Annotated in this window: 19 protein-coding genes; 16 read left to right on the top strand and 3 right to left on the bottom strand. The window is 66.8% G+C overall.

From position 1 onward, the window contains the following. Nucleotides 1–184: 184 nt before the first annotated feature. Together glpK and QTI05_RS22040 are read right to left on the bottom strand one after the other, a co-directional pair. On the bottom strand, nt 185–1,678 hold the full coding sequence (gene glpK, locus QTI05_RS22045) for a glycerol kinase GlpK (protein ID WP_286545237.1): 1,494 nt from the start codon (nt 1,676–1,678) through the stop codon (nt 185–187). Between the two features lie 10 nt (nt 1,679–1,688). Beyond that, nucleotides 1,689–2,465, bottom strand: a complete 777-nt coding sequence (locus QTI05_RS22040) for a DeoR/GlpR family DNA-binding transcription regulator (RefSeq protein ID WP_286545236.1) — start codon at nt 2,463–2,465, stop codon at nt 1,689–1,691. A gap of 99 nt (nt 2,466–2,564) precedes the next feature. On the opposite strand from QTI05_RS22040, the gene glpD reads away from it, so the two are divergent. The 16 genes from glpD (at nt 2,565) to QTI05_RS21960 (ending at nt 17,774) form a co-directional block, all read left to right on the top strand. Further along, the gene (gene glpD, locus QTI05_RS22035) at nt 2,565–4,205 is read left to right on the top strand and encodes a glycerol-3-phosphate dehydrogenase (protein WP_286620921.1); all 1,641 of its coding nucleotides are present in this window, start codon (nt 2,565–2,567) and stop codon (nt 4,203–4,205) included. After that, entirely contained in the window at nt 4,196–5,269 is a 1,074-nt protein-coding gene (locus tag QTI05_RS22030; RefSeq protein ID WP_286545233.1) for an ABC transporter ATP-binding protein, read from the top strand. The genes glpD and QTI05_RS22030 overlap by 10 nt, the downstream gene beginning before the upstream one ends. Nucleotides 5,270–5,277: 8 nt before the next feature. Then, on the top strand, nt 5,278–6,348 hold the full coding sequence (locus QTI05_RS22025) for an ABC transporter ATP-binding protein (RefSeq protein ID WP_286620920.1): 1,071 nt from the start codon (nt 5,278–5,280) through the stop codon (nt 6,346–6,348). After that, complete coding sequence (locus tag QTI05_RS22020) at nt 6,345–7,235, top strand: carbohydrate ABC transporter permease (RefSeq protein ID WP_286545231.1); 891 nt, start codon at nt 6,345–6,347, stop codon at nt 7,233–7,235. Before QTI05_RS22025 ends, QTI05_RS22020 begins: the two co-directional genes overlap by 4 nt. 81 nt (nt 7,236–7,316) lie before the next feature. After that, on the top strand, nt 7,317–8,129 hold the full coding sequence (locus QTI05_RS22015; RefSeq protein WP_286545229.1) for a carbohydrate ABC transporter permease: 813 nt from the start codon (nt 7,317–7,319) through the stop codon (nt 8,127–8,129). A 10-nt stretch (nt 8,130–8,139) separates the two neighbouring features. Next, entirely contained in the window at nt 8,140–8,448 is a 309-nt protein-coding gene (locus tag QTI05_RS22010) for a DUF2160 domain-containing protein (RefSeq protein WP_286620918.1), read from the top strand. A gap of 95 nt (nt 8,449–8,543) precedes the next feature. After that, nucleotides 8,544–10,274 (top strand): ABC transporter substrate-binding protein, encoded by a 1,731-nt coding sequence (locus tag QTI05_RS22005; protein ID WP_286545227.1) that lies wholly within the window; start codon nt 8,544–8,546, stop codon nt 10,272–10,274. Between the two features lie 112 nt (nt 10,275–10,386). Then, nucleotides 10,387–11,370 carry a dialkylrecorsinol condensing enzyme gene (locus tag QTI05_RS22000; RefSeq protein ID WP_286620917.1) on the top strand — a complete coding sequence of 328 codons (984 nt, stop codon included), beginning with the start codon at nt 10,387–10,389 and terminating at the stop codon, nt 11,368–11,370. After that, nucleotides 11,360–12,493: a beta-ketoacyl-ACP synthase III gene (locus tag QTI05_RS21995; RefSeq protein WP_286620916.1), complete on the top strand. Its 1,134-nt coding sequence runs from the start codon at nt 11,360–11,362 to the stop codon at nt 12,491–12,493. Before QTI05_RS22000 ends, QTI05_RS21995 begins: the two co-directional genes overlap by 11 nt. Nucleotides 12,494–12,495: 2 nt before the next feature. Then, a complete protein-coding gene (locus tag QTI05_RS21990; protein WP_286545222.1) occupies nt 12,496–12,891 on the top strand; it encodes a DarG family dialkylresorcinol biosynthesis protein in 396 nt (131 codons plus the stop codon). After that, complete coding sequence (gene darH, locus QTI05_RS21985; protein WP_286620915.1) at nt 12,888–13,868, top strand: BtrH-related acyltransferase DarH; 981 nt, start codon at nt 12,888–12,890, stop codon at nt 13,866–13,868. Before QTI05_RS21990 ends, darH begins: the two co-directional genes overlap by 4 nt. 7 nt (nt 13,869–13,875) lie before the next feature. Further along, a complete protein-coding gene (locus tag QTI05_RS21980; RefSeq protein ID WP_286620914.1) occupies nt 13,876–14,790 on the top strand; it encodes an ABC transporter ATP-binding protein in 915 nt (304 codons plus the stop codon). 5 nt (nt 14,791–14,795) lie between these two features. After that, nucleotides 14,796–15,953 (top strand): ABC transporter permease, encoded by a 1,158-nt coding sequence (locus QTI05_RS21975; protein ID WP_286620913.1) that lies wholly within the window; start codon nt 14,796–14,798, stop codon nt 15,951–15,953. After that, complete coding sequence (locus QTI05_RS21970) at nt 15,950–16,216, top strand: acyl carrier protein (protein WP_286620912.1); 267 nt, start codon at nt 15,950–15,952, stop codon at nt 16,214–16,216. The genes QTI05_RS21975 and QTI05_RS21970 overlap by 4 nt, the downstream gene beginning before the upstream one ends. Further along, on the top strand, nt 16,213–17,274 hold the full coding sequence (locus QTI05_RS21965; RefSeq protein WP_286620910.1) for a beta-ketoacyl synthase N-terminal-like domain-containing protein: 1,062 nt from the start codon (nt 16,213–16,215) through the stop codon (nt 17,272–17,274). Before QTI05_RS21970 ends, QTI05_RS21965 begins: the two co-directional genes overlap by 4 nt. Then, nucleotides 17,271–17,774: a hypothetical protein gene (locus tag QTI05_RS21960; protein WP_286620908.1), complete on the top strand. Its 504-nt coding sequence runs from the start codon at nt 17,271–17,273 to the stop codon at nt 17,772–17,774. The genes QTI05_RS21965 and QTI05_RS21960 overlap by 4 nt, the downstream gene beginning before the upstream one ends. 400 nt (nt 17,775–18,174) lie before the next feature. On the opposite strand, the gene QTI05_RS21955 is transcribed toward QTI05_RS21960, so the two are convergent. Beyond that, the gene (locus QTI05_RS21955) at nt 18,175–18,789 is read right to left on the bottom strand and encodes an HD domain-containing protein (protein ID WP_286620906.1); all 615 of its coding nucleotides are present in this window, start codon (nt 18,787–18,789) and stop codon (nt 18,175–18,177) included. Nucleotides 18,790–18,802: the final 13 nt, after the last annotated feature.

Below are 18,802 nucleotides of genomic sequence, written 5' to 3'. Positions count from 1 at the left end.
TTCAGCGCGAACATTCACGCCGCTTCCAGGATCAGGGCGGTGGGGCACGCTGCGCAGCGAAATAAAGGAGGAGGCCGCAGGCCGGGGGACATTCGCGGAGCAGCGTGCCCCACCGCCCTGATCCCACCCCGAAACCGCAACGCTCAAACCAAACGTCGGACTCTGTGAATCCAAGAAGACCGTATCAAACAGTCGTGGCCTGGCGGACGGCCCGCTCCCAGCGCGCCATCGACTCCTCCGCCTGGGCGCGGCCCATGGTCGGAATGAAGCGGCGCTGCACCCGCCACTGCTTCGACAACTGTTCCGTGCTTTCGTAGATGCCGCTCGAGAGCCCCGCGAGATAGGCGGCGCCGAGTGCGGTGGTTTCGATCACCTCGGGTCGCACCACCGGGATGCCCAGCAGGTCGGCCTGGAACTGCATCAGCAGGTCGTTGACGCAGGCGCCACCGTCGACGCGCAGCTCTGCCACGGGCTTGCCGCCGGCCGCGACGGCGTCGCGGCTCATGGCCTGTAGCAACGCGGCGCTCTGGTAGGCGATGCTTTCCAGCGCAGCCCGTGCGATGTGCGCGACCGTGGTGCCACGGGTCAGGCCGGTGATGGTGCCGCGCGCATCGGCATTCCAGTAGGGCGCGCCCAGGCCGGTGAAGGCGGGCACCATCATCACGCCGCCGGCGTCGGGCACGCTCTCGGCCAGCCCCTGCACCTGGGCGCTGCCCTGGATCGCCTTGAGGCCGTCGCGCAGCCATTGAACGACGGCGCCACCGACGAACACGCTGCCCTCCATCGCGTACTGCGGCTGGGCACTGGTTTGCGCGGCGCTGGTCACGAGCAGGCCATTGTGCGAAGGCTGGAACGCGTCGCCGGTGTGCATCAGCAGGAAGCAGCCGGTGCCGTAGGTGTTCTTGGCCATGCCGGCCTGGAAGCAGGCCTGGCCGAACAGGGCGCTTTGCTGGTCGCCGGCGACGCCGCCGATCGGGATGGCACGGCCCAGCAGTTGCGCATCGACGTCGGCGAAATGCGCGCTCGAGGGCTTCACGTCAGGCATCAGCGCGGCGGGAATGTCGAGCGCCTTCAGCAGGTCGGCGTCCCAGGCGTTGTCGTGCACGTTGAACAGCATCGTGCGCGACGCGTTGCTCACGTCGGTGACATGCACCTTGCCCCCGGTCAGCTGCCAGATGAGCCAGCTGTCGATCGTTCCGAACGCGAGTTCGCCGCCTTCGGCCGCGGCACGCGCGCCGGGCACGTTGTCGAGCAGCCAGCGCAGCTTGGTGCCGGAGAAGTAGGCGTCGATGACGAGGCCGGTCTTGTCGCGGATGGTGTCGGCCATGCCTTCTTCGCGCAATTGCGCACACATCGGTTCGGCGCGCCGATCCTGCCAGACGATCGCGTTGTGAACCGGCTCGCCGGTCTTGCGGTTCCACAGCACGGTGGTCTCGCGCTGGTTGGTGATGCCGATGGCATGGATGTCCCGGGCTTCGAGCTTCGCCTTCTGCAGCACGTCGCGCGCAGTGGCCAGTTGGCTCTTCCAGATCTCGCGCGGATCGTGCTCGACCCAGCCCGGCTGCGGATAGATCTGCGTCAGCTCGCGCTGCGCCATCGCGACGATGCGGCCCTCGCGGTCGAACACGATGCTGCGCGAACTCGAAGTGCCCTGATCCAGGGCCAGCAGATAGGTCATTGAGAACTCGTCACAAGGGATTGTCGGAAGCGATGTCGCAACGCACCTGTGCGCGCGCGAGCAGCTCGGGGAAGGGCGGCGGTGGCGGCGCGTCGGTGAAGAGCCGGTCGATCTGCGACAGGTTGCCGAGCTCGATCATGGCCGGCCGGTTGAATTTGCTCGCATCGGCCGCGAGCCAGATCTCGCGCGCCTGCGCAATGATGGTCTGTGCCACTTTCACTTCACGCAGGTCGAAGTCGCGCAGCGAGCCATCGGACTCGATGCTCGAGACGCCGATGAGCGCGATGTCGACCTTGAACTGCCGGATGAAGTCGATCGTCGCTTCGCCCACGATGGCGCGGTCGCGCGGCCGCACCGAGCCGCCGGCCACGATCACTTCGCACTGCGGGTTGTCGCTGAGGATTGCCGCGACATTGAGGTTGTTGGTGATGATGCGCAAGCCGGTGTGGCGCAGCAGTGCCTTCGCAATGGCCTCGGTCGTGGTGCCGATGTTGAGGATCAGCGAGCAGTTGTTCGGCACCTGCGCCGCCACGGCGCGCGCGATGCGCGCCTTGCCCTCCGCGTGCAGCGTTTCGCGCTGCTGGTAGCCGATGTTCTCGGTGGTGGAAGTCGGTACGCGCACGCCGCCGTGAAAGCGCGTCAACAAGCCCTCGTCGGCCAGGCGCTGGACATCGCGGCGCACGGTCTGCAGCGTCACGCCCAGCATCTCCGCAAGCTGCTCGACCGTGACTGCGCCGCGTGCACGCACTGTGTCGAGCAGGTTGATCTGGCGGGGATTGGAGTTCACGGACACGGCTGGAAAGAGCGATTGAGGCACTTTATGGCGAAAGTAAACGAACAAGACTAAGGGTTAACTCCGAGGAAAATCGCGCCGTAAGGAACCAAAATGAAAACATACGAAAGCGCCGAAGCCGCCCATTGTGAACAAAGTCACCGTCCCTTGATTACTTCTGCCGTGAGCGCCATTCCGTCCCCCGAGCCTGTTTCCGAGATCGACTGCGACGTGCTGATCGTCGGCGGCGGCATCAATGGCTGCGGCATTGCGCGCGATTTGGCCGGGCGGGGCTGGCGGGTGGTGCTGTGCGAGAAAGACGATCTTGCCTCGCACACTTCGTCGTCTTCGACCAAGCTGATTCATGGCGGTTTGCGCTATCTCGAGTACTACGAGTTCTCGCTGGTGCGCAAGGCCTTGCAGGAGCGCGAGGTGCTCCTGCGCAGCGCGCCGCACATCATGTGGCCGCTGCGGTTCGTGATGCCGCACGACCCCTCGATGCGGCCGGCCTGGATGATCCGCATCGGCCTGTTCATGTACGACCACCTTGCCAAGCGCGAAGTACTGCCGGGTTCGCGCACGGTCGACCTGCACCGGCATGCAGCTGGCGTGCCGCTCAAGAAAAGCTACCGGCGCGGCTTCGTGTATTCCGACGGCTGGGTCGACGACGCGCGCCTGGTGGTGCTGAACGCGCTCGATGCGCGCGAACGAGGCGCGCAGGTTTTCACGCGCACCCGGTGCGTCGCGGCGCAGCGTGGCAGCGAGGGCTGGGTCGCGACCCTCGAAGGCCCGCAGGGCACGCGCACCGTGCGCGCGCGCGCCGTGGTCAATGCGGCAGGCCCCTGGGCCGAATCGTTCCTGCGCAGCGTGGCGCGCTCGGCGCATGGCGAGACGCTGGCCAAGAAGAGCCTGCGACTGGTCAAGGGCAGCCACATCGTGGTGCCGCGCCTGTTCGAGCACGACCACGCCTACATCTTCCAGAATCCCGACAAACGGATCATCTTCGCGATTCCGTACCAGGACGCGTTCACGCTGATCGGCACCACCGACATCGAGATCGCGGGCGACGACCCTGGCGCGGCGCGCATCGGCGACGACGAGATCGCGTACCTCTGCACCCAGGCCAGTCGCTATTTCGAAAAGCCGATCGTGCCGGCCGACGTGGTGTGGACCTATTCCGGCGTGCGACCGCTGCTCGACGACGCCTCGGGCGACCCTTCGGCCGTCACGCGCGATTACCTGCTCGAGCCCAACACCGAAGCCGCACCACTGATGTCGGTCTGGGGCGGCAAGATCACCACCTTCCGCAAGCTGGCGGAAGACGCCGCCGACGAGGTGGGTCGCATGCTGGGCGAGACCCGCGCGGCCTGGACCGACGGCGCCTTCCTGGCCGGCGGCGACCTGTCGGCGTGGATCGGCGCCGCCAGGCGGCCCGATGAGGATTTCGAACGCTTCGTTGTCGCAGTACAGAAGCGGTACGGCTGGCTGCCCGCCGCGCTGGTGCGCCGGCTGGCGCGCGGCTACGGCGCACGGGTCGAACTCGTGCTCGGCGACGCGGCATCGATGGCCGATCTCGGCGCCGAGGTGGCGCCGGGTCTTTTCGAGCGCGAACTGCGCTATCTGCAATCCGGTGAATGGGCGATGACGGCGCACGATGTGTTGTGGCGTCGGTCCAAGCTCGGGTTGCACTGCAGCGCGGCGGAACGCGCGCAGGTGGAGGCCTGGTTCCAGGCGGAGGGGAGTGCATGCAACTGACACTGGAGCGCGTCACCAAGAAGGTTGGCGCGCAAACCTGGCTCTACGAGCAGAGCATCGCGCCGAAGACCGGCGCGGTCACGGTGCTGCTCGGCGCCACGCAGGCCGGCAAGACCAGCCTGATGCGCCTGATGGCCGGGCTCGACACGCCGAGCACGGGCCGGGTCGTGGTCAACGGCAAGGATGTCACCGGCATGGCGGTGCGCGAGCGCAACGTGGCCATGGTGTACCAGCAGTTCATCAACTATCCCTCGCTCAAGGTGGCCGACAACATTGCCTCGCCGCTCAAGCTGCGTGGCGAGCCGGACATCGATGCGCGCGTCAAGGCACTCGCCGACAAGCTGCACATCGGCATGTTTCTCGACCGCTATCCGCAGGAACTGTCGGGCGGCCAGCAGCAGCGCGTGGCGCTGGCGCGGGCGCTGGCCAAGAACGCACCGCTTATGCTGCTGGACGAACCCCTGGTCAACCTCGACTACAAGCTGCGTGAAGGCTTGCGCGAAGAGCTCACGCAACTGTTCGCCAGTGGCGACTCGACCGTGATCTATGCCACCACCGAACCGGGCGAGGCGCTGCTGCTGGGCGGCTACACCGCCGTGATGGACGCTGGTGAACTGCTGCAGTACGGCCCGACCGCCGAGGTCTTCCACGCGCCGCAATCGCTGCGCGTGGCGCGGGCCTTCAGCGATCCCCCGATGAACCTGCTGAAAGGCCGTGCCGCGGCCGGCGGCGTGCAGCTCGAAGGCGGGCCGCTGCTGCCGCTGGCGCTGCCGGCCGGCAATGACGGCAAGCTCACCGTCGGCCTGCGTGCGAGCGCGCTCAACGTCGACGCAGGGCAGGGCGACATCGCGTTGTCCGGCAAGGTGGAACTGGCCGAGATCTCCGGCTCCGACACCTTCGTGCACGTGCACACGGTGGTCGGCGAACTGGTGGCGCAACTCACCGGCGTGCACCGGCTGGAACTGGGCGAGGCGATCACCCTTTATTTCAGCGCCACGCAGGCCTATGTGTTCGACGCAAGCGACCGGCTGGCCATCGCGCCCGCCTGGCGCAAGACGCCCTGAGGAACGCCATGTCACGCATTGACCTCGATCTCGCGCACGCCTACCGTGCCAACCCAACGCAGGAAAGCGACTACGCGCTGCTGCCTCTGAAGATGAGCTTTCGCGACGGCGGCGCCTACGCGCTGCTTGGGCCCTCGGGCTGCGGCAAGACCACCATGCTCAACATCATTTCGGGCTTGCTGGTGCCGTCGCAGGGCACGGTGACCTTCGACGGCCGCGACATGACGCACGCCACGCCGCAGGAGCGCAACATCGCCCAGGTGTTCCAGTTTCCGGTGATCTACGACACCATGACGGTGGCCGAGAACCTGGCGTTTCCGCTGCGCAACCGCAAGGTGCCGGCCGACCAGATCAAGAAGCGCGTCGGCGAGATCGCCGAGATGCTCGACATGAGCGGCCAGCTCAACCAGCGCGCAGCCGGCCTCGCGGCCGATGCCAAGCAGAAGATTTCCCTGGGCCGCGGGTTGGTGCGCAGCGACGTGTCGGCGGTGCTGTTCGACGAGCCGCTCACGGTGATCGATCCGCACCTCAAGTGGCAATTGCGGCGCAAGCTCAAGCAGATCCACCGCGAACTCAAGCTCACGCTGATCTACGTCACGCACGACCAGGTCGAGGCTCTCACCTTTGCCGAAGAGGTGGTGGTCATGACGCGCGGCAAGGCGGTTCAGGTCGGCAGTGCCGAAGCGCTGTTCGAGCGGCCGGCCCACACCTTCGTCGGCCATTTCATCGGCTCGCCGGGCATGAACTTCATGGCGGCGCAAAGCCATGCCGGCAGCCTGGAAGTGGCGGGCGCCAAACTGCGGCTGACGCGCAGCCTGCCCGAAGGCGCGCTCAAGCTCGGCATCCGGCCCGAATACGTCAAGCTCGCTGCACCCCATTCGGCGGGCGCGGTGCCAGCCACGGTGTCGCTGCTGCAGGACGTCGGCACGCACCAGATGCTGAGCGCCAGGGCCGGTGACGGCGTGCTCAAGGTTCGGCTGCATTCCGACGTGGTGGTGCCCGCTGTCGGCGAAACGGTGTGGCTCCAGGTGCTGGACACGCACACCTGCTACTACCAAAACGAGGAGCTGGTCGCATGAGCACGACAACCAAACCCATCAACCAGAAGGCCTGGTTTCTCGTCCTGCCGGTGCTGATCTGCGTCGCCTTCTCGGCCATCGTGCCGTTGATGACGGTGGTCAACTATTCGGTGCAGGACATCATCTCGCCCGAGCGGCGCGTGTTCGTCGGCACCGAATGGTTCGCGGCGGTGATGCGCGACGACGAACTGCATTCGGCGCTGTACCGCCAGCTCGGCTTCTCGCTCGCGGTGCTGGCGGTGGAGATTCCGCTCGGCATCATGCTTGCTCTGTCGATGCCGGCAGCAGGCTGGAAGGCGTCTGCGGTGCTCGTGATCGTCGCGCTCTCGCTGCTCATTCCGTGGAACGTGGTCGGCACGATCTGGCAGATCTACGGGCGCGCCGACATCGGCCTCCTGGGCTACACGCTGCAGAAGATGGGCATCGAATACAGCTACACCGGCAACGCCACCGACGCCTGGCTGACGGTGCTCGTGATGGATGTGTGGCACTGGACGCCGCTGGTGGCGCTGCTGTGCTACGCCGGCCTGCGCTCCATTCCCGACGCCTACTACCAGGCCGCACGCATCGACGGCGCGAGCAAGCTCGCGGTGTTTCGCTTCATCCAGCTGCCCAAGATGCGCGGCGTGCTGATGATCGCGGTGCTGCTGCGCTTCATGGACAGCTTCATGATCTACACAGAGCCCTTCGTGCTGACCGGCGGCGGTCCTGGCAACGCCACGACCTTCCTGAGCCAGTACCTCACGCAGAAGGCCGTCGGGCAGTTCGACCTGGGCCCGGCCGCCGCCTTCTCGCTGATCTATTTCCTGATCATCCTGCTGCTGTGCTTCATCCTCTACAACTGGATGCAGCGCGTGGGCACCCAAGAAGTGGAGGTGGAGCAATGAACGCCGCGCCGGGCCGCCCCAAGCAAGTTCGCGCCCCCTCGGGGGGCAGCGATGACACGAAATGCAGCGCGTGGGGGCAATATGACTGACAAACGCTTCCAGAAGCGCAGCATCTTCCTGCTGCTCTACATCCTGTTCGCCCTGTTGCCCATCTACTGGATGATCAACATGAGCTTCAAGACCAACGAGGAGATCCTGTCGAGCTTCTCGTTCTTTCCGCAGCACTTCACCTGGGCCAACTACGCACGCATCTTCACCGACGAGAGCTGGTATTCGGGCTACATCAACAGCCTGATCTATGTCGGCATCAACACGGTGATCTCGCTCACCGTGGCGCTGCCCGCGGCGTATGCGTTTTCGCGCTATTCGTTCCTTGGCGACAAGCATGTGTTCTTCTGGCTGCTGACCAACCGCATGACGCCGCCCGCGGTGTTCCTGCTGCCGTTCTTCCAGCTCTACACGACCGTGGGCCTGATGGACACGCACCTCGGCGTGGCGCTGGCGCACCTGCTGTTCAACGTGCCGCTGGCGGTGTGGATTCTGGAAGGCTTCATGAGCGGCATTCCGCGCGAGATCGACGAGACGGCCTACATCGACGGCTATTCGTTCCCGCGCTTCTTCCTCACGATCTTCCTGCCGCTGATCAAGGCCGGTGTCGGCGTGGCGGCGTTCTTCTGCTTCATGTTCAGCTGGGTCGAGCTGCTGCTGGCACGCACGCTCACCAGCGTCAACGCCAAGCCGATCGTCGCCACCATGACGCGCACCGTGAGTGCCTCGGGCATGGACTGGGCGACGCTGGCCGCGGCCGGGGTGCTGACCATCGTGCCGGGCGCGATCGTGATCTGGTTTGTGCGGCACTACATCGCGAAGGGTTTCGCGATGGGCAGAGTCTGAGGAGAAACGAATGTTCGAATGGATGGTCTGGACAACGCCGGTGGCCGTGTTCTTCACGTGCATCGGCCTGATGCTGGTCGGCATGACGGTGTGGGAGTTCAAGTCGCCCACCGTGATGCGAAAGGGCTGGCTGCCGATCGAAACCACGCGCGGCGACCGCCTCTTCATCGGGCTGCTCGCAGCGGCCTATCTGAATCTGGTTTTCATCGGCCTCGCGGGCAAGTTCCAGGAATGGATGGGCCTGGAGGTCGAGCCTTCGATCTGGATCAGCTTCGTGCTGTCGATGGGTCTGCTGGCGCTGGTGATGCGCAAAGGCTGATCACGCTCTGAATTGAATTCGCGAATCCGGCTCTCTGCTTCCCCGGAGCCGCGATCTCACAACACCGGGGAAGCACCAACCGAGGAGACAGACTCATGAAGATGCGCTATACGGCATTGGCACTGGCAGCGGCGATGTTCGCCGCGCAAAGCGCTTCGGCAGGCGAGGCCGAAGCCAAGAAATGGATCGACAGCGAATTCCAGCCGTCGACCCTGACCAAGGATCAGCAGACCGCAGAGTTGAAGTGGTTCATCGATGCCGCCAAGAAACTTCAGGCCAAGGGCGTCAAGGAGATTTCGGTGGTGTCGGAAACCATCACCACGCACGAGTACGAGTCGAAGACGCTGGCCAAGGCCTTCGAGGAGATCACCGGCATCAAGGTCAAGCACGACCTGATCCAGGAAGGCGACGTGGTCGAAAAGCTGCAGACCTCGATGCAGTCGGGCAAGTCGATCTATGACGGCTGGATCTCCGACTCCGACCTGATCGGTACGCACTACCGCTACGGCAAGATCATGAACCTGACCGACTACATGGCTGGGACGGGCAAGGAATGGACCAATCCGGGCCTGGACATCAAGGACTTCATCGGCACCAGCTTCACGACGGCGCCGGACAAGAAGCTCTACCAGTTGCCCGACCAGCAGTTCGCCAACCTGTACTGGTTCCGCGCCGACCTGTTCGCGCGCCAGGATCTGAAGGACAAGTTCAAGGCCAAGTACGGCTACGAGCTCGGCGTGCCGCTCAACTGGAGCGCGTACGAGGACATTGCCGAATTCTTCAGCGTGGACGTCAAGACCATCGACGGCAAGCCGATCTATGGCCACATGGACTACGGCAAGAAAGACCCGTCGCTCGGCTGGCGCTTCACCGATGCCTGGCTCTCGATGGCAGGCACTGCGGACATCGGAATTCCGAACGGGATGCCGGTGGACGAATGGGGCATCCGCGTGGGCGACGACAAGTGCACGCCGGTGGGTGCCTCGGTCTCGCGCGGCGGCGCCACCAATTCGCCGGCCGCGGTCTATGCGCTCACCAAGTACATCGACTGGATGAAGAAGTACGCGCCCAAGGAAGCCACGGGCATGACCTTCGGCGAAGCCGGACCGGTGCCGGCCCAGGGCCAGATCGCACAACAGATCTTCTGGTACACGGCCTTCACGGCCGACATGACCAAGCCGGGCCTGCCGGTGGTCAATGCCGACGGCACGCCCAAGTGGCGCATGGCTCCGGGCCCGAACGGCCCGTACTGGAAGCAGGGCATGCAGAACGGCTACCAGGACGTGGGCTCGTGGACCTTCTTCAGTGCCCATGACGCCAACAAGACCGCCGCAGCCTGGCTCTACGCCCAGTTCGTCACGGCCAAGAGCGTGTCGCTGAAGAAGACCATCGTCGGTCTCACGCCGATCCGCGAGTCGGATATCCAGAGCAAGGCCATGACCGACCTGGCGCCCAAGCTCGGCGGCCTGGTCGAGTTCTACCGCAGCCCGGCGCGCGTGGCGTGGACGCCGACCGGCACCAACGTGCCCGACTACCCCAAGCTCGCGCAGCTCTGGTGGAAGAACGTGGCCGAAGCCGTGACCGGCGAGAAGACGCCGCAGAAAGCCATGGACAACCTGGCCGACGAGATGGACAACGTCATGGGCCGTCTGCAGCGTGCCGGCATGGCCAAGTGCCCGCCCAAGCTCAACGCCAAGGGCGATCCCAACAAGTGGCTGAGCGACCAGCAGGCGCCGTGGAAGAAGCTGGCCAACGAAAAGCCGAAGGGTGAAACCATCGACTACAACAAGCTGCTGACCGCCTGGAAGGAAGGCAAGGTGCGCTGAGGCCTGCCAGCCCTTTGACTGCCCACGGAGGCTGCCGCACGCGAGTGCGGCAGCCTTTTTTGCGCGCTCACCTACATTTGCAGACTTTCCTCTTCCTTCTTCCTGCGCCGCCGTGACTTCCCTTTCATCGAGCACACCCGTGCCGCCGCCCAAGCGCGTACTGGTGATCCGCTACTCCCAGACCGGGCAACTCGACGCGGTCGCCGAGCAGATCCTGGCCCCGCTGCGTGCCGATCCGGGCATCCGCGTGCATGTGGAAACGCTGCGCCCGCTGCAGCCGCATCCGTTTCCCTGGCCTTTTCTGACCTTTTTCGACGCTTTTCCCGAGTCGGCCCACATGCGGCCACCGCCGCTCGCGCCGCTTTCGCTCAAGGGCGACGAAAACTTCGACCTCGTGATCCTGCCGTACCAGGTCTGGTTTCTGGCGCCCTCGCTGCCGATCACCGCGTTCCTGCAGCATCCGGTGGCGGCCCGGCTGTTGAACGGGAAGCCCGTGGTCACCGTGATCGCCTGCCGCAACATGTGGCTGCTCGCGCACGAAAAGCTGAAAGTCCTCCTCGCGGCCACTGGTGCGCGGCTGATCGACAACGTGGTGCTGACGGACCCCGGCAACACCTTCGCCACCTTCATCACCACACCGGTCTGGCTGCTGTCCGGGCGCAAGCGCGGCTTCTGGGGCCTGCCGGACGCGGGCCTGAGCGTGGCGCAGATCACCGGCGCGCGCCGCTTCGGGCTGGCGCTGCGGGACGCGCTGCGCAGCGATGCCGAGCGCGGGTCGAACCCGCTGCTGGCCGGCCTCGGTGCGGTGATAGCCCAGCCACGGCTCTACATCAGCGAGAAGGCCGGCACCCGCAGCTTCTATCTCTGGGGCAAGCTGATCATGGCCGTCGGCAAACCGGGCAGCTGGCAGCGCAAGCCGCTGCTGGTGCTGTACGTGCTCTTCCTGCTTGCACTCATCGTCACGGTCGTTCCCGTGAGTTTGAGCCTGCAGGCGCTGTTCCGGCCATTGTTTCGGGGATGGCTGACTAAAATGAAAGCCCGATTCGAGCATCCATCCGGCTCGGCCACCGACCGCAGCCACCTCTATGACGATTGATGTCTTCCTGACCCGTACTGCCGCCTTCCTGCCTTTTTCCCCGGTCAGCAATGAAGAAATCGAAGACGTTCTCGGCCGTATCGGCGGCAAGGCGTCGCGCGCCCGCAGGCTCATCCTGCGCAGCAACGGCATCCAGTCGCGCCACTACGCCATCGACCGGGCTACCGGCCAGCTCGCCATGAGCAATGCGCAACTCACCGCCTCGGCGATCCGGGCACTGGGCGACATCGGGCCGGTGGACTGCCTCGTCACAGGCACTTCGCTGCCGGATCAGCTGATGCCCAACCATGCGGTGATGGTGCACGGCGAACTCGGCTGGCCGAGGCTCGAGGTAGTGGCTTGCGCGGGCGTCTGCCTGGCGGGCACCACGGCGCTCAAGCACGCCTGGCTGTCGGTGCGCTCGGGCGACGCGCAGCGTGCGGTGGCCACCGGCTCGGAACTGGCCTCCGCCGTGATGCGCGGTTCCAGGTTCGAGGCCGAGCTTGAACACCGGCTCGAAGCGCTCGAGGAGCGATCCGAGATCGCCTTCGAAAAAGACTTCCTGCGCTGGATGCTCTCCGACGGCGCTGGCGCCGTGCTGCTCGAGCGCGAGCCGCGCGGCCCGCTGTCGCTGCGCGTGGAATGGATCGACCTGTCTTCCGCCGCGCACGAACTGCCGGTCTGCATGTATGCGGGCGCCGACAAGAACGCCGAAGGCGGGCTGGATGGCTGGGCGCGCACCGCACCGGAAGACTGGCAGCGCGCATCGACCTTCGCCGTCAAGCAGGACGTGCGCCTGCTCAACGAGAACATCGTTCGCGCCACGCTGGGCGAGCCGTTGGCCGCCATCGTCGAGAAGCGCGGCCTGAAGGCTTCCGACGTCGACTGGTTTCTGCCGCACCTGTCGTCCAACTATTTCGTCGAACCTGTGAGCCGCTGCCTCGAATCGATGGGTTTCGCGATTCCGCGCGAGCGCTGGTTCAGCAACCTTGCGAGCAAGGGCAACACCGGGTCGGCATCGCCCTACATCATGCTCGACGAGCTGTTCCGTTCGGGCCGCATCGAGCCCGGCCACAAGCTGCTGATGTTCGTGCCCGAAAGCGGTCGCTTCTCGAGCGGCTTCATTTATATGGAAGCGGTGTAGCCATGGATCTCGACGCGGTACCGCAAGAGGGCAATGCGACCCTCGACGGCCATTCCAAGCTGATGTACGCCCGCGACGCGCAGGGCCGCGTCGTCACCACCACTTCGCGCGGCTGGGAGGCGGAGGAAATCGTCACCAGCCACGCGGTCGATGTGCTTGTCGAATTGGCGCAAGCCGCGAGAGCGCGCGTGGCCCAGGGGCTCGCGTCGCCGCTCGAGTACTGGATGTACGAGCGCCGGATGGACGTGGCGCTGCTCTCGCAGACCAGCGGCTTCTGGCAATGGCGCGTGCGGCGCCACCTGAAGCCGAGTCACTTCGCGGCCCTGTCCGGGAAGCAGCTGGCACGCTATTCGGAGGCGCTGGGCCTTCCCGTTTCCACCTTGCAGGGCCTGCCGTGAACTTCGAACATCAACAAGCGGCGCATTGCGAAAGCGGCGTCATCTCGAACCTGATGCGCCACCATGGCGTGCCGATGACGGAGAGCCTGGCGTTCGGCCTCTCGTCGGCGCTGTCGTTCGCCTACCTGCCATTCATCAAGCTGTCGGGCCTGCCGCTGATTTCGTACCGCATGCCGCCCAAGTCCATCATCAAGGGCCTGCTGGCGCCGCTGGCGGCACGCTTTCGCTTCGAGACGTTCCGCACGCCCGAGGCGGGTCAACGGCGGCTCGACGCGCTGCTCGCCGACGGCCAGCTCGTGGGCCTGCAGACCTCGGTGTACTGGCTGCCGTACTTCCCGCCCAACATGCGCTTTCACTTCAATGCGCACAACCTGCTGGTCTACGGCAAGGAGGGCGACGACTACCTCATCAGCGATCCGGTGTTCGAAGCGCCGATGCGCTGCGCCAGCGCCGACCTGTCGCGCGCACGCTTTGCCAAGGGCGTGCTCGCGCCGAAGGGGTTGATGTACTACCCGCAGGCGATCGGGCACAAGGTCGTCGAGCCGGCCGCCGTCGTCAAAGCCATCCGCAAGAACATCCGCACGATGCTGGCGCCGATTCCCATCGTCGGCGTGCGCGGCATGCGCATGCTGGCCAACAAGCTCGAGCGCCTGCCCGCGGGCGATGCGCACACCGTCGACTTCATCGGCCACATGGTGCGCATGCAGGAAGAAATCGGTACGGGCGGCGCGGGTTTCCGGTTCATCTACGCCGCGTTCCTGCAGGAAGCCGCGCAACTCGCGGCCATGCCCCAACTGGTGCCGTTTTCCGACCGGCTCACCGCCATCGGCGACGACTGGCGCGGCTTCGCGCTGAAGGCGGCGCGCATGGTGAAGCGCCGCGAACCGGTGGATCCGCCTGAACTGGCGAAGCTGCTGCGGGCCCAGGCCGACCAGGAAGAAGTTTTTTTTCGCGACCTGAAACGCGCCGTCGCATAAGGCGCAGATGCTCGCGCTCGAACACGTCAGCCACCGCTACCCCGGCGCTGCCAACGCCGCGCTGGACGACGTGTCGCTGACGGCGCAGCGCGGCAGCGTGCTGGGACTGCTCGGCCCCAACGGTGCCGGCAAGACCACGCTGATCTCGCACCTGTCGGGCGCGCTGGCAGTGCAGGGCGGCCGGGTGCTGATCGATGGCGAACCGCTGCAGGCGGTGCGCGCGCGCACACCGACGCGCATCGCCGTGGCGCCGCAGGAGTATGCGTTCTATCCGATGCTCACGGTGGCGGAAAACCTGGCCTGCTTCGCGGCGGCCGGCGGACTCAGCGGCGCGCGCAAGCAGGCACGCATGGCCGCCTGCCTGCAGTTCGCACAGCTCGAGGCCTTTGCCGGCAAACGGGCGGAGCGCCTGTCGGGCGGCCTGAAGCGCCGGCTCAACCTGGCGATCGCCTTGCTGCCCGAGCCCGAACTGCTGCTGTTCGACGAACCGACGGTCGGTGTCGATCCGCAATCGCGCGCGTTCGTGCTCGATGCCATCAAGACGCTGGCGGCCGGCGGCGCGGCGGTCATCTACGCCACGCACTACATGGAAGAGATCGAGGCGATCGCCGATCGCGTTGCGATCCTCGACCAAGGGCGCCTGCTGCGCGATGGCACGCTCGACGAGCTGCTGTCCGAAGGCGCCATGGTGCTCACGCTGCGTGCCGACGGCATCGATGCGGCGCTGCTGGAGCGCTTCGGCACGGTCGAGCAGGGCGTCGACCACTGGCGCGTGCGCCTCGGCACCAACCGCCGCCCGGCCGAGGTGCTGGCGGCGCTCGACGCTGCGGGCGTGGCCGTGCGGCAGGCCGAGTTCGGCCGCTACAACCTCGAACAGCTGTTCATGGCGCTCACCCGGCGCCCGCTGCGCGACGTGGAATGACGACGATGTTGCCGGCCCTCGTCAAGAAAGAACTGCTCGCACTCGCGCGCGACGTGCACGGGCTGGCCGCGCTGTTCCTGATGCCGGTGATCTTCATCGTGCTGATGTCGCTCGCGCTCAAGGACTACTACAACCCGCCGCTGGCCACGCTGCGCTATGCGGTCGACCAGCGCGACACCGATGAGCCCGCGCAACTGATGCTGGCCGGCTGGCGGCGCGCGCACGGCGTGCCGCAAGCATTGCCGTCCGACTGGCAGGTAGCGTTACGCAACGGGCAGCTCAAGTACGTGATCGTGCTGCAGCCCGGCCTGTCGGATGCACTCCATGCACCCACGCTGCCGACCGCGCCGCGGGTGCAGTTGCTGGCCGAGCCGGGCATCGACGGCAACCTGTTCAACGCGCTGCGCGCCGAGCTGATCGGTGCCGCGGGCGAGGTCAAGGGCCGGTTGGAGTCCCAGGTGGCGGGAGGCCCGCCGCCGCTGCCCGGCGCGTCTATCGCGGCGCTTGTGCAGGCGGAGCGCTTCACCGGTGGCGGCACGCGGCCGACGGCGGTTCAGCAGAACGTGCCGGCTTGGCTGGTGTTCGGCATGTTCTTCGTGGTGGCGTCGCTGTCCAGCCTGTTCATTCAGGAGCGGGCGTCCGGCACGCTGGGGCGGCTGCGCAGCCTGGGCGTGCCGCGCGCGATGCTGCTGGCGTCCAAGGCGCTGCCCTACCTCGGCGTCAATGCGCTGCAGGCGCTGTTGATGCTGGCCGTCGGCGTCTGGCTCATGCCGCTGCTGGGAGGCGATGCGCTGTCGCTGGCCGGCATCCACTGGGGTGCGCTCGCGCTGGCGCTGGGTGCCATCAGCCTTGCGGCGGTGAGCTTGTCGCTGGCGCTGGCCTGCGCCGTGCGCAGCCACGCCCAGGCCGCCACGGTCGGGCCCATCGTCAATGTATTGATGGCCGCGGCCGGCGGCATCATGGTGCCCAAGTTCGTGATGCCGCCGTTCATGCAGCGCGTCGCCGAGCTGTCGCCGATGAACTGGGGCCTCGAAGCGCTCTTGACCGTGCTGCTGCGCGGCGGCGGCGTCGCCGCCACCTTGCCCGAGGTGGGCCGCCTCGTCGCGTTTGCGGCCGCCATGCTGTTGCTGGCCGCATGGCTGTTCCGGAAGCCGATGGCATGAACGATTTGTCCGACCTGATCGCCGAACTGAAGGCGATGGTGCTCGAAGCCGTGGAAAAGGAGGCGCCGGAAGGCGGCCTGACCGACGACGAGCCGCTGTTCGGCCCCGAGGCCCGGCTCGACCTCGATTCGCTCGATGCATTGCAGGTGTCGATGGCGATCCAGCAACGCTACGGCGTGCGCATGCCCGACAGCAAGGACACGCGCCGCGCGCTCACGTCCATCGCGCACCTGGCGCAGCACCTGCAAGCACGCAGCCCATGAAGAAGGTCTACCTGGCCGGTCGCGGGGTGGCCTGCGCGCTGGGGGCCGACCTGGCCAGTTCGCTGGCGGCCCTGCGCAGCGGCGGCGTCGCGGCTACGCCGGTCACCGTGGCCGAGGGCTTCAGCTGGCCCGTGCACACGCTACCGGACGAGGCGGGCAGTTGGCGCGAGCGCCTGCGTCGCACCGTGCGCCGCGTGGTCGCGCAAACCGGCGCGCCCACCGCGCCCGGCATGCCGCTGTTCGTGGCCTCGTCCTCGCTCGACGTGGGTTATGAAGAGAGCGATCACCTGTTCGCCGGCGACGTGCAGACCTTCGCCGATGTCATCGCCGCCGCGATCGGCTGGCAGGGGCCGGTGTTCACGGTGTCGACCGCCTGCACCTCGGCCGTCAACGCGGTGCTGGCCGCGGCCGATCTCATCCGCGGCGGCGAAGCGACGCAGGCACTGGTGCTGGGCATCGAGTTCAGCAATGCCTTTACCGTGGCGGGCTTCGGTGGCATGCAGTTGCTTTCGCCCGACCGCGCCCGCCCGTTCGGCGCGCAGCGCGACGGCCTAGTACTGGGCGAAGCCGTGGCCGCGCTCTGGCTTGACGCCGTGCCCGCACGCTGGCGCATTGCCGGCGGTGCCAACGTGGTGGACGGCAGCAACCCGACCGGTGCCGAAGCGGGCGCGGTGATCGCGATGTGCCGCGCAGCCCTGCACCAGGGCGGCTTGCGCCCGGAGGACATCGACCTCGTCAAACCGCAGGCCGCGGGCAGCCCGGCCAATGACGCGATCGAAGCCGCTGCCTTGAAGCAGGTGTTCGGCGTGCTGCCGCCGCTGGTGGCGCTGAAGCAGCTGATCGGCCACACGCTCGGCGCCTCCGGCGCGGCCGAGCTGGTGCTGCTCACCGGCTGCATCGAAAGCGGTGCGTGGCCCGGCGTGACGCACGAAATCGACCCCGCACTGGAACTCGCGCTGGCCTCGCAGGCGCCGGATCGGTTGCGCTACGTTCTTCTCAATGCGATCGGTTTCGGCGGCGGGCATGCGGCGCTGGTGCTGGAAGATTGCGGCGCATGAACTTCACGCTCGAAGCGATCCCGGGTTGGCGCGTGGCCTCGCATGTCGAAGCCGATCCACCGCCTTTGGCCTGGCGCAACGATCTCGCCAAGCGCCTCGGCCAGCGGCCGCGCCGCCTGGGTTTGTGGGCCGAACTCGCGCTCTACGGCGCATGCCGCTGTCTCGATGCGGCTGGCGAGAGCGCTTTGCCAACCGGTGCGCGCGTGCGCGTGGCCAGCCTGAGCGGTGCGCAGAGCGCCACGCGCGCGAGCGTTGGTCAGTTGCGCAGCGGCCTGCCGATGCCTTTCAGTTTCATGCAGAGCCAGCCGGCCCTGATGCTCGCCGCGCTCGGCCAGGCGCTGGCCTGGCAGGGCGACGCGAGCTTCGTGGTCGGCCGCGACCCGCAGGCCCTGCAACGCCTGGCGCTGCAGGGCGCGGGCTCCGACGGGCTGTTGCTCGGTTGGGTGGAAGAAGAGGGCGAGGCACTGCGCACCGGCTGGTGGCGTCTTGTGCCGGCTTGATACGGTCTTGCATTCACAGCGTTCGGCGTTTGATTTGAGCGGTGCGGGATCGGGGCGCTGAGGTTCCGGGGTGGGCTCAGGGCGGCGGGGCACGCTGCTCCGCGAATGTCCCCCGGCCTGCGGCCTCCTCCTTTATTTCGCTGCGCAGCGTGCCCCACCGCCCTGAGCCTGGAAGCGGCGTGACCAATTCGCGCTGAACACCACGAGCGTGCCCTGGCCGATGGTGGTGGGTGGCCCCTGCAGCGAAATAAAGGAGGAGGGCGAAGCCCGGGGGACATTCGCGGAAGGGGCCACCCGCCGCCAGCGGCCTACCCCGAAACGTCAACACGGAGCGCTAGCGCGAGAAGCGACTGCCGGCAAAGGCCAGAGCTCCTTGTCTGAGAGCGCGATCCCGTATGACTCAGCCGATCGCCGCGCGCAGGTTGACGCGGGCCTGGGCTTCGCACGCCGCGCGCAGCCCCGGGGTCAGGTAGAGCGGATCGCGCGCCAGGAAGCGGCCCAGAATCTCGCGCCGGCGCGGTTCGAAAGTCGCGGGTGGGACATGCGCGTACTCGGCGCGGATCTGGCGTTCGTACTCGGCAAAACGCTCGGGCGGCGCACCGAGGATCGACAGGTCGATGTCGACCAGCAACTGCGCGTCGGCATCGACCGGCCCGGCATCGTGGCAGGTCGCCATCACCAGCGCGTGCACCCGCTGCGCGACGACGTTGGATGCACCCGCCCGCTGCAACGCAGCGCGCGCCCAGTCGGCACTGCGGGCCTCGTTGTCGTGGCCCTGCACGTCGTAGATCGCGTCGTGGAACCAGAGCGCGATGGCGACCTCACCGGGCCGCACCGCATGCGCCTGCTCGCGCTCGAAACCGGCAAGGCATTCGCCCAGGTGCTGCAGCGTGTGGTAGTGGCGCTGCGGTTCGGCATAGCGTGCGAGCAACTCGTCCAGCAGCTCCGGCGGCGGATCCAGCTTCAGGGCCGCCCATGGGCCGCGCCAGCAAGTCTCGAAGTCAGAGGGCATCATCGCCGGCGATTCG

This window comes from Variovorax fucosicus (assembly GCF_030316825.1).
GTDB classification, from domain to species: Bacteria; Pseudomonadota; Gammaproteobacteria; order Burkholderiales; family Burkholderiaceae_C; genus Variovorax; species Variovorax fucosicus.
This window is presented reverse-complemented; position numbering and strand designations above follow the sequence as displayed.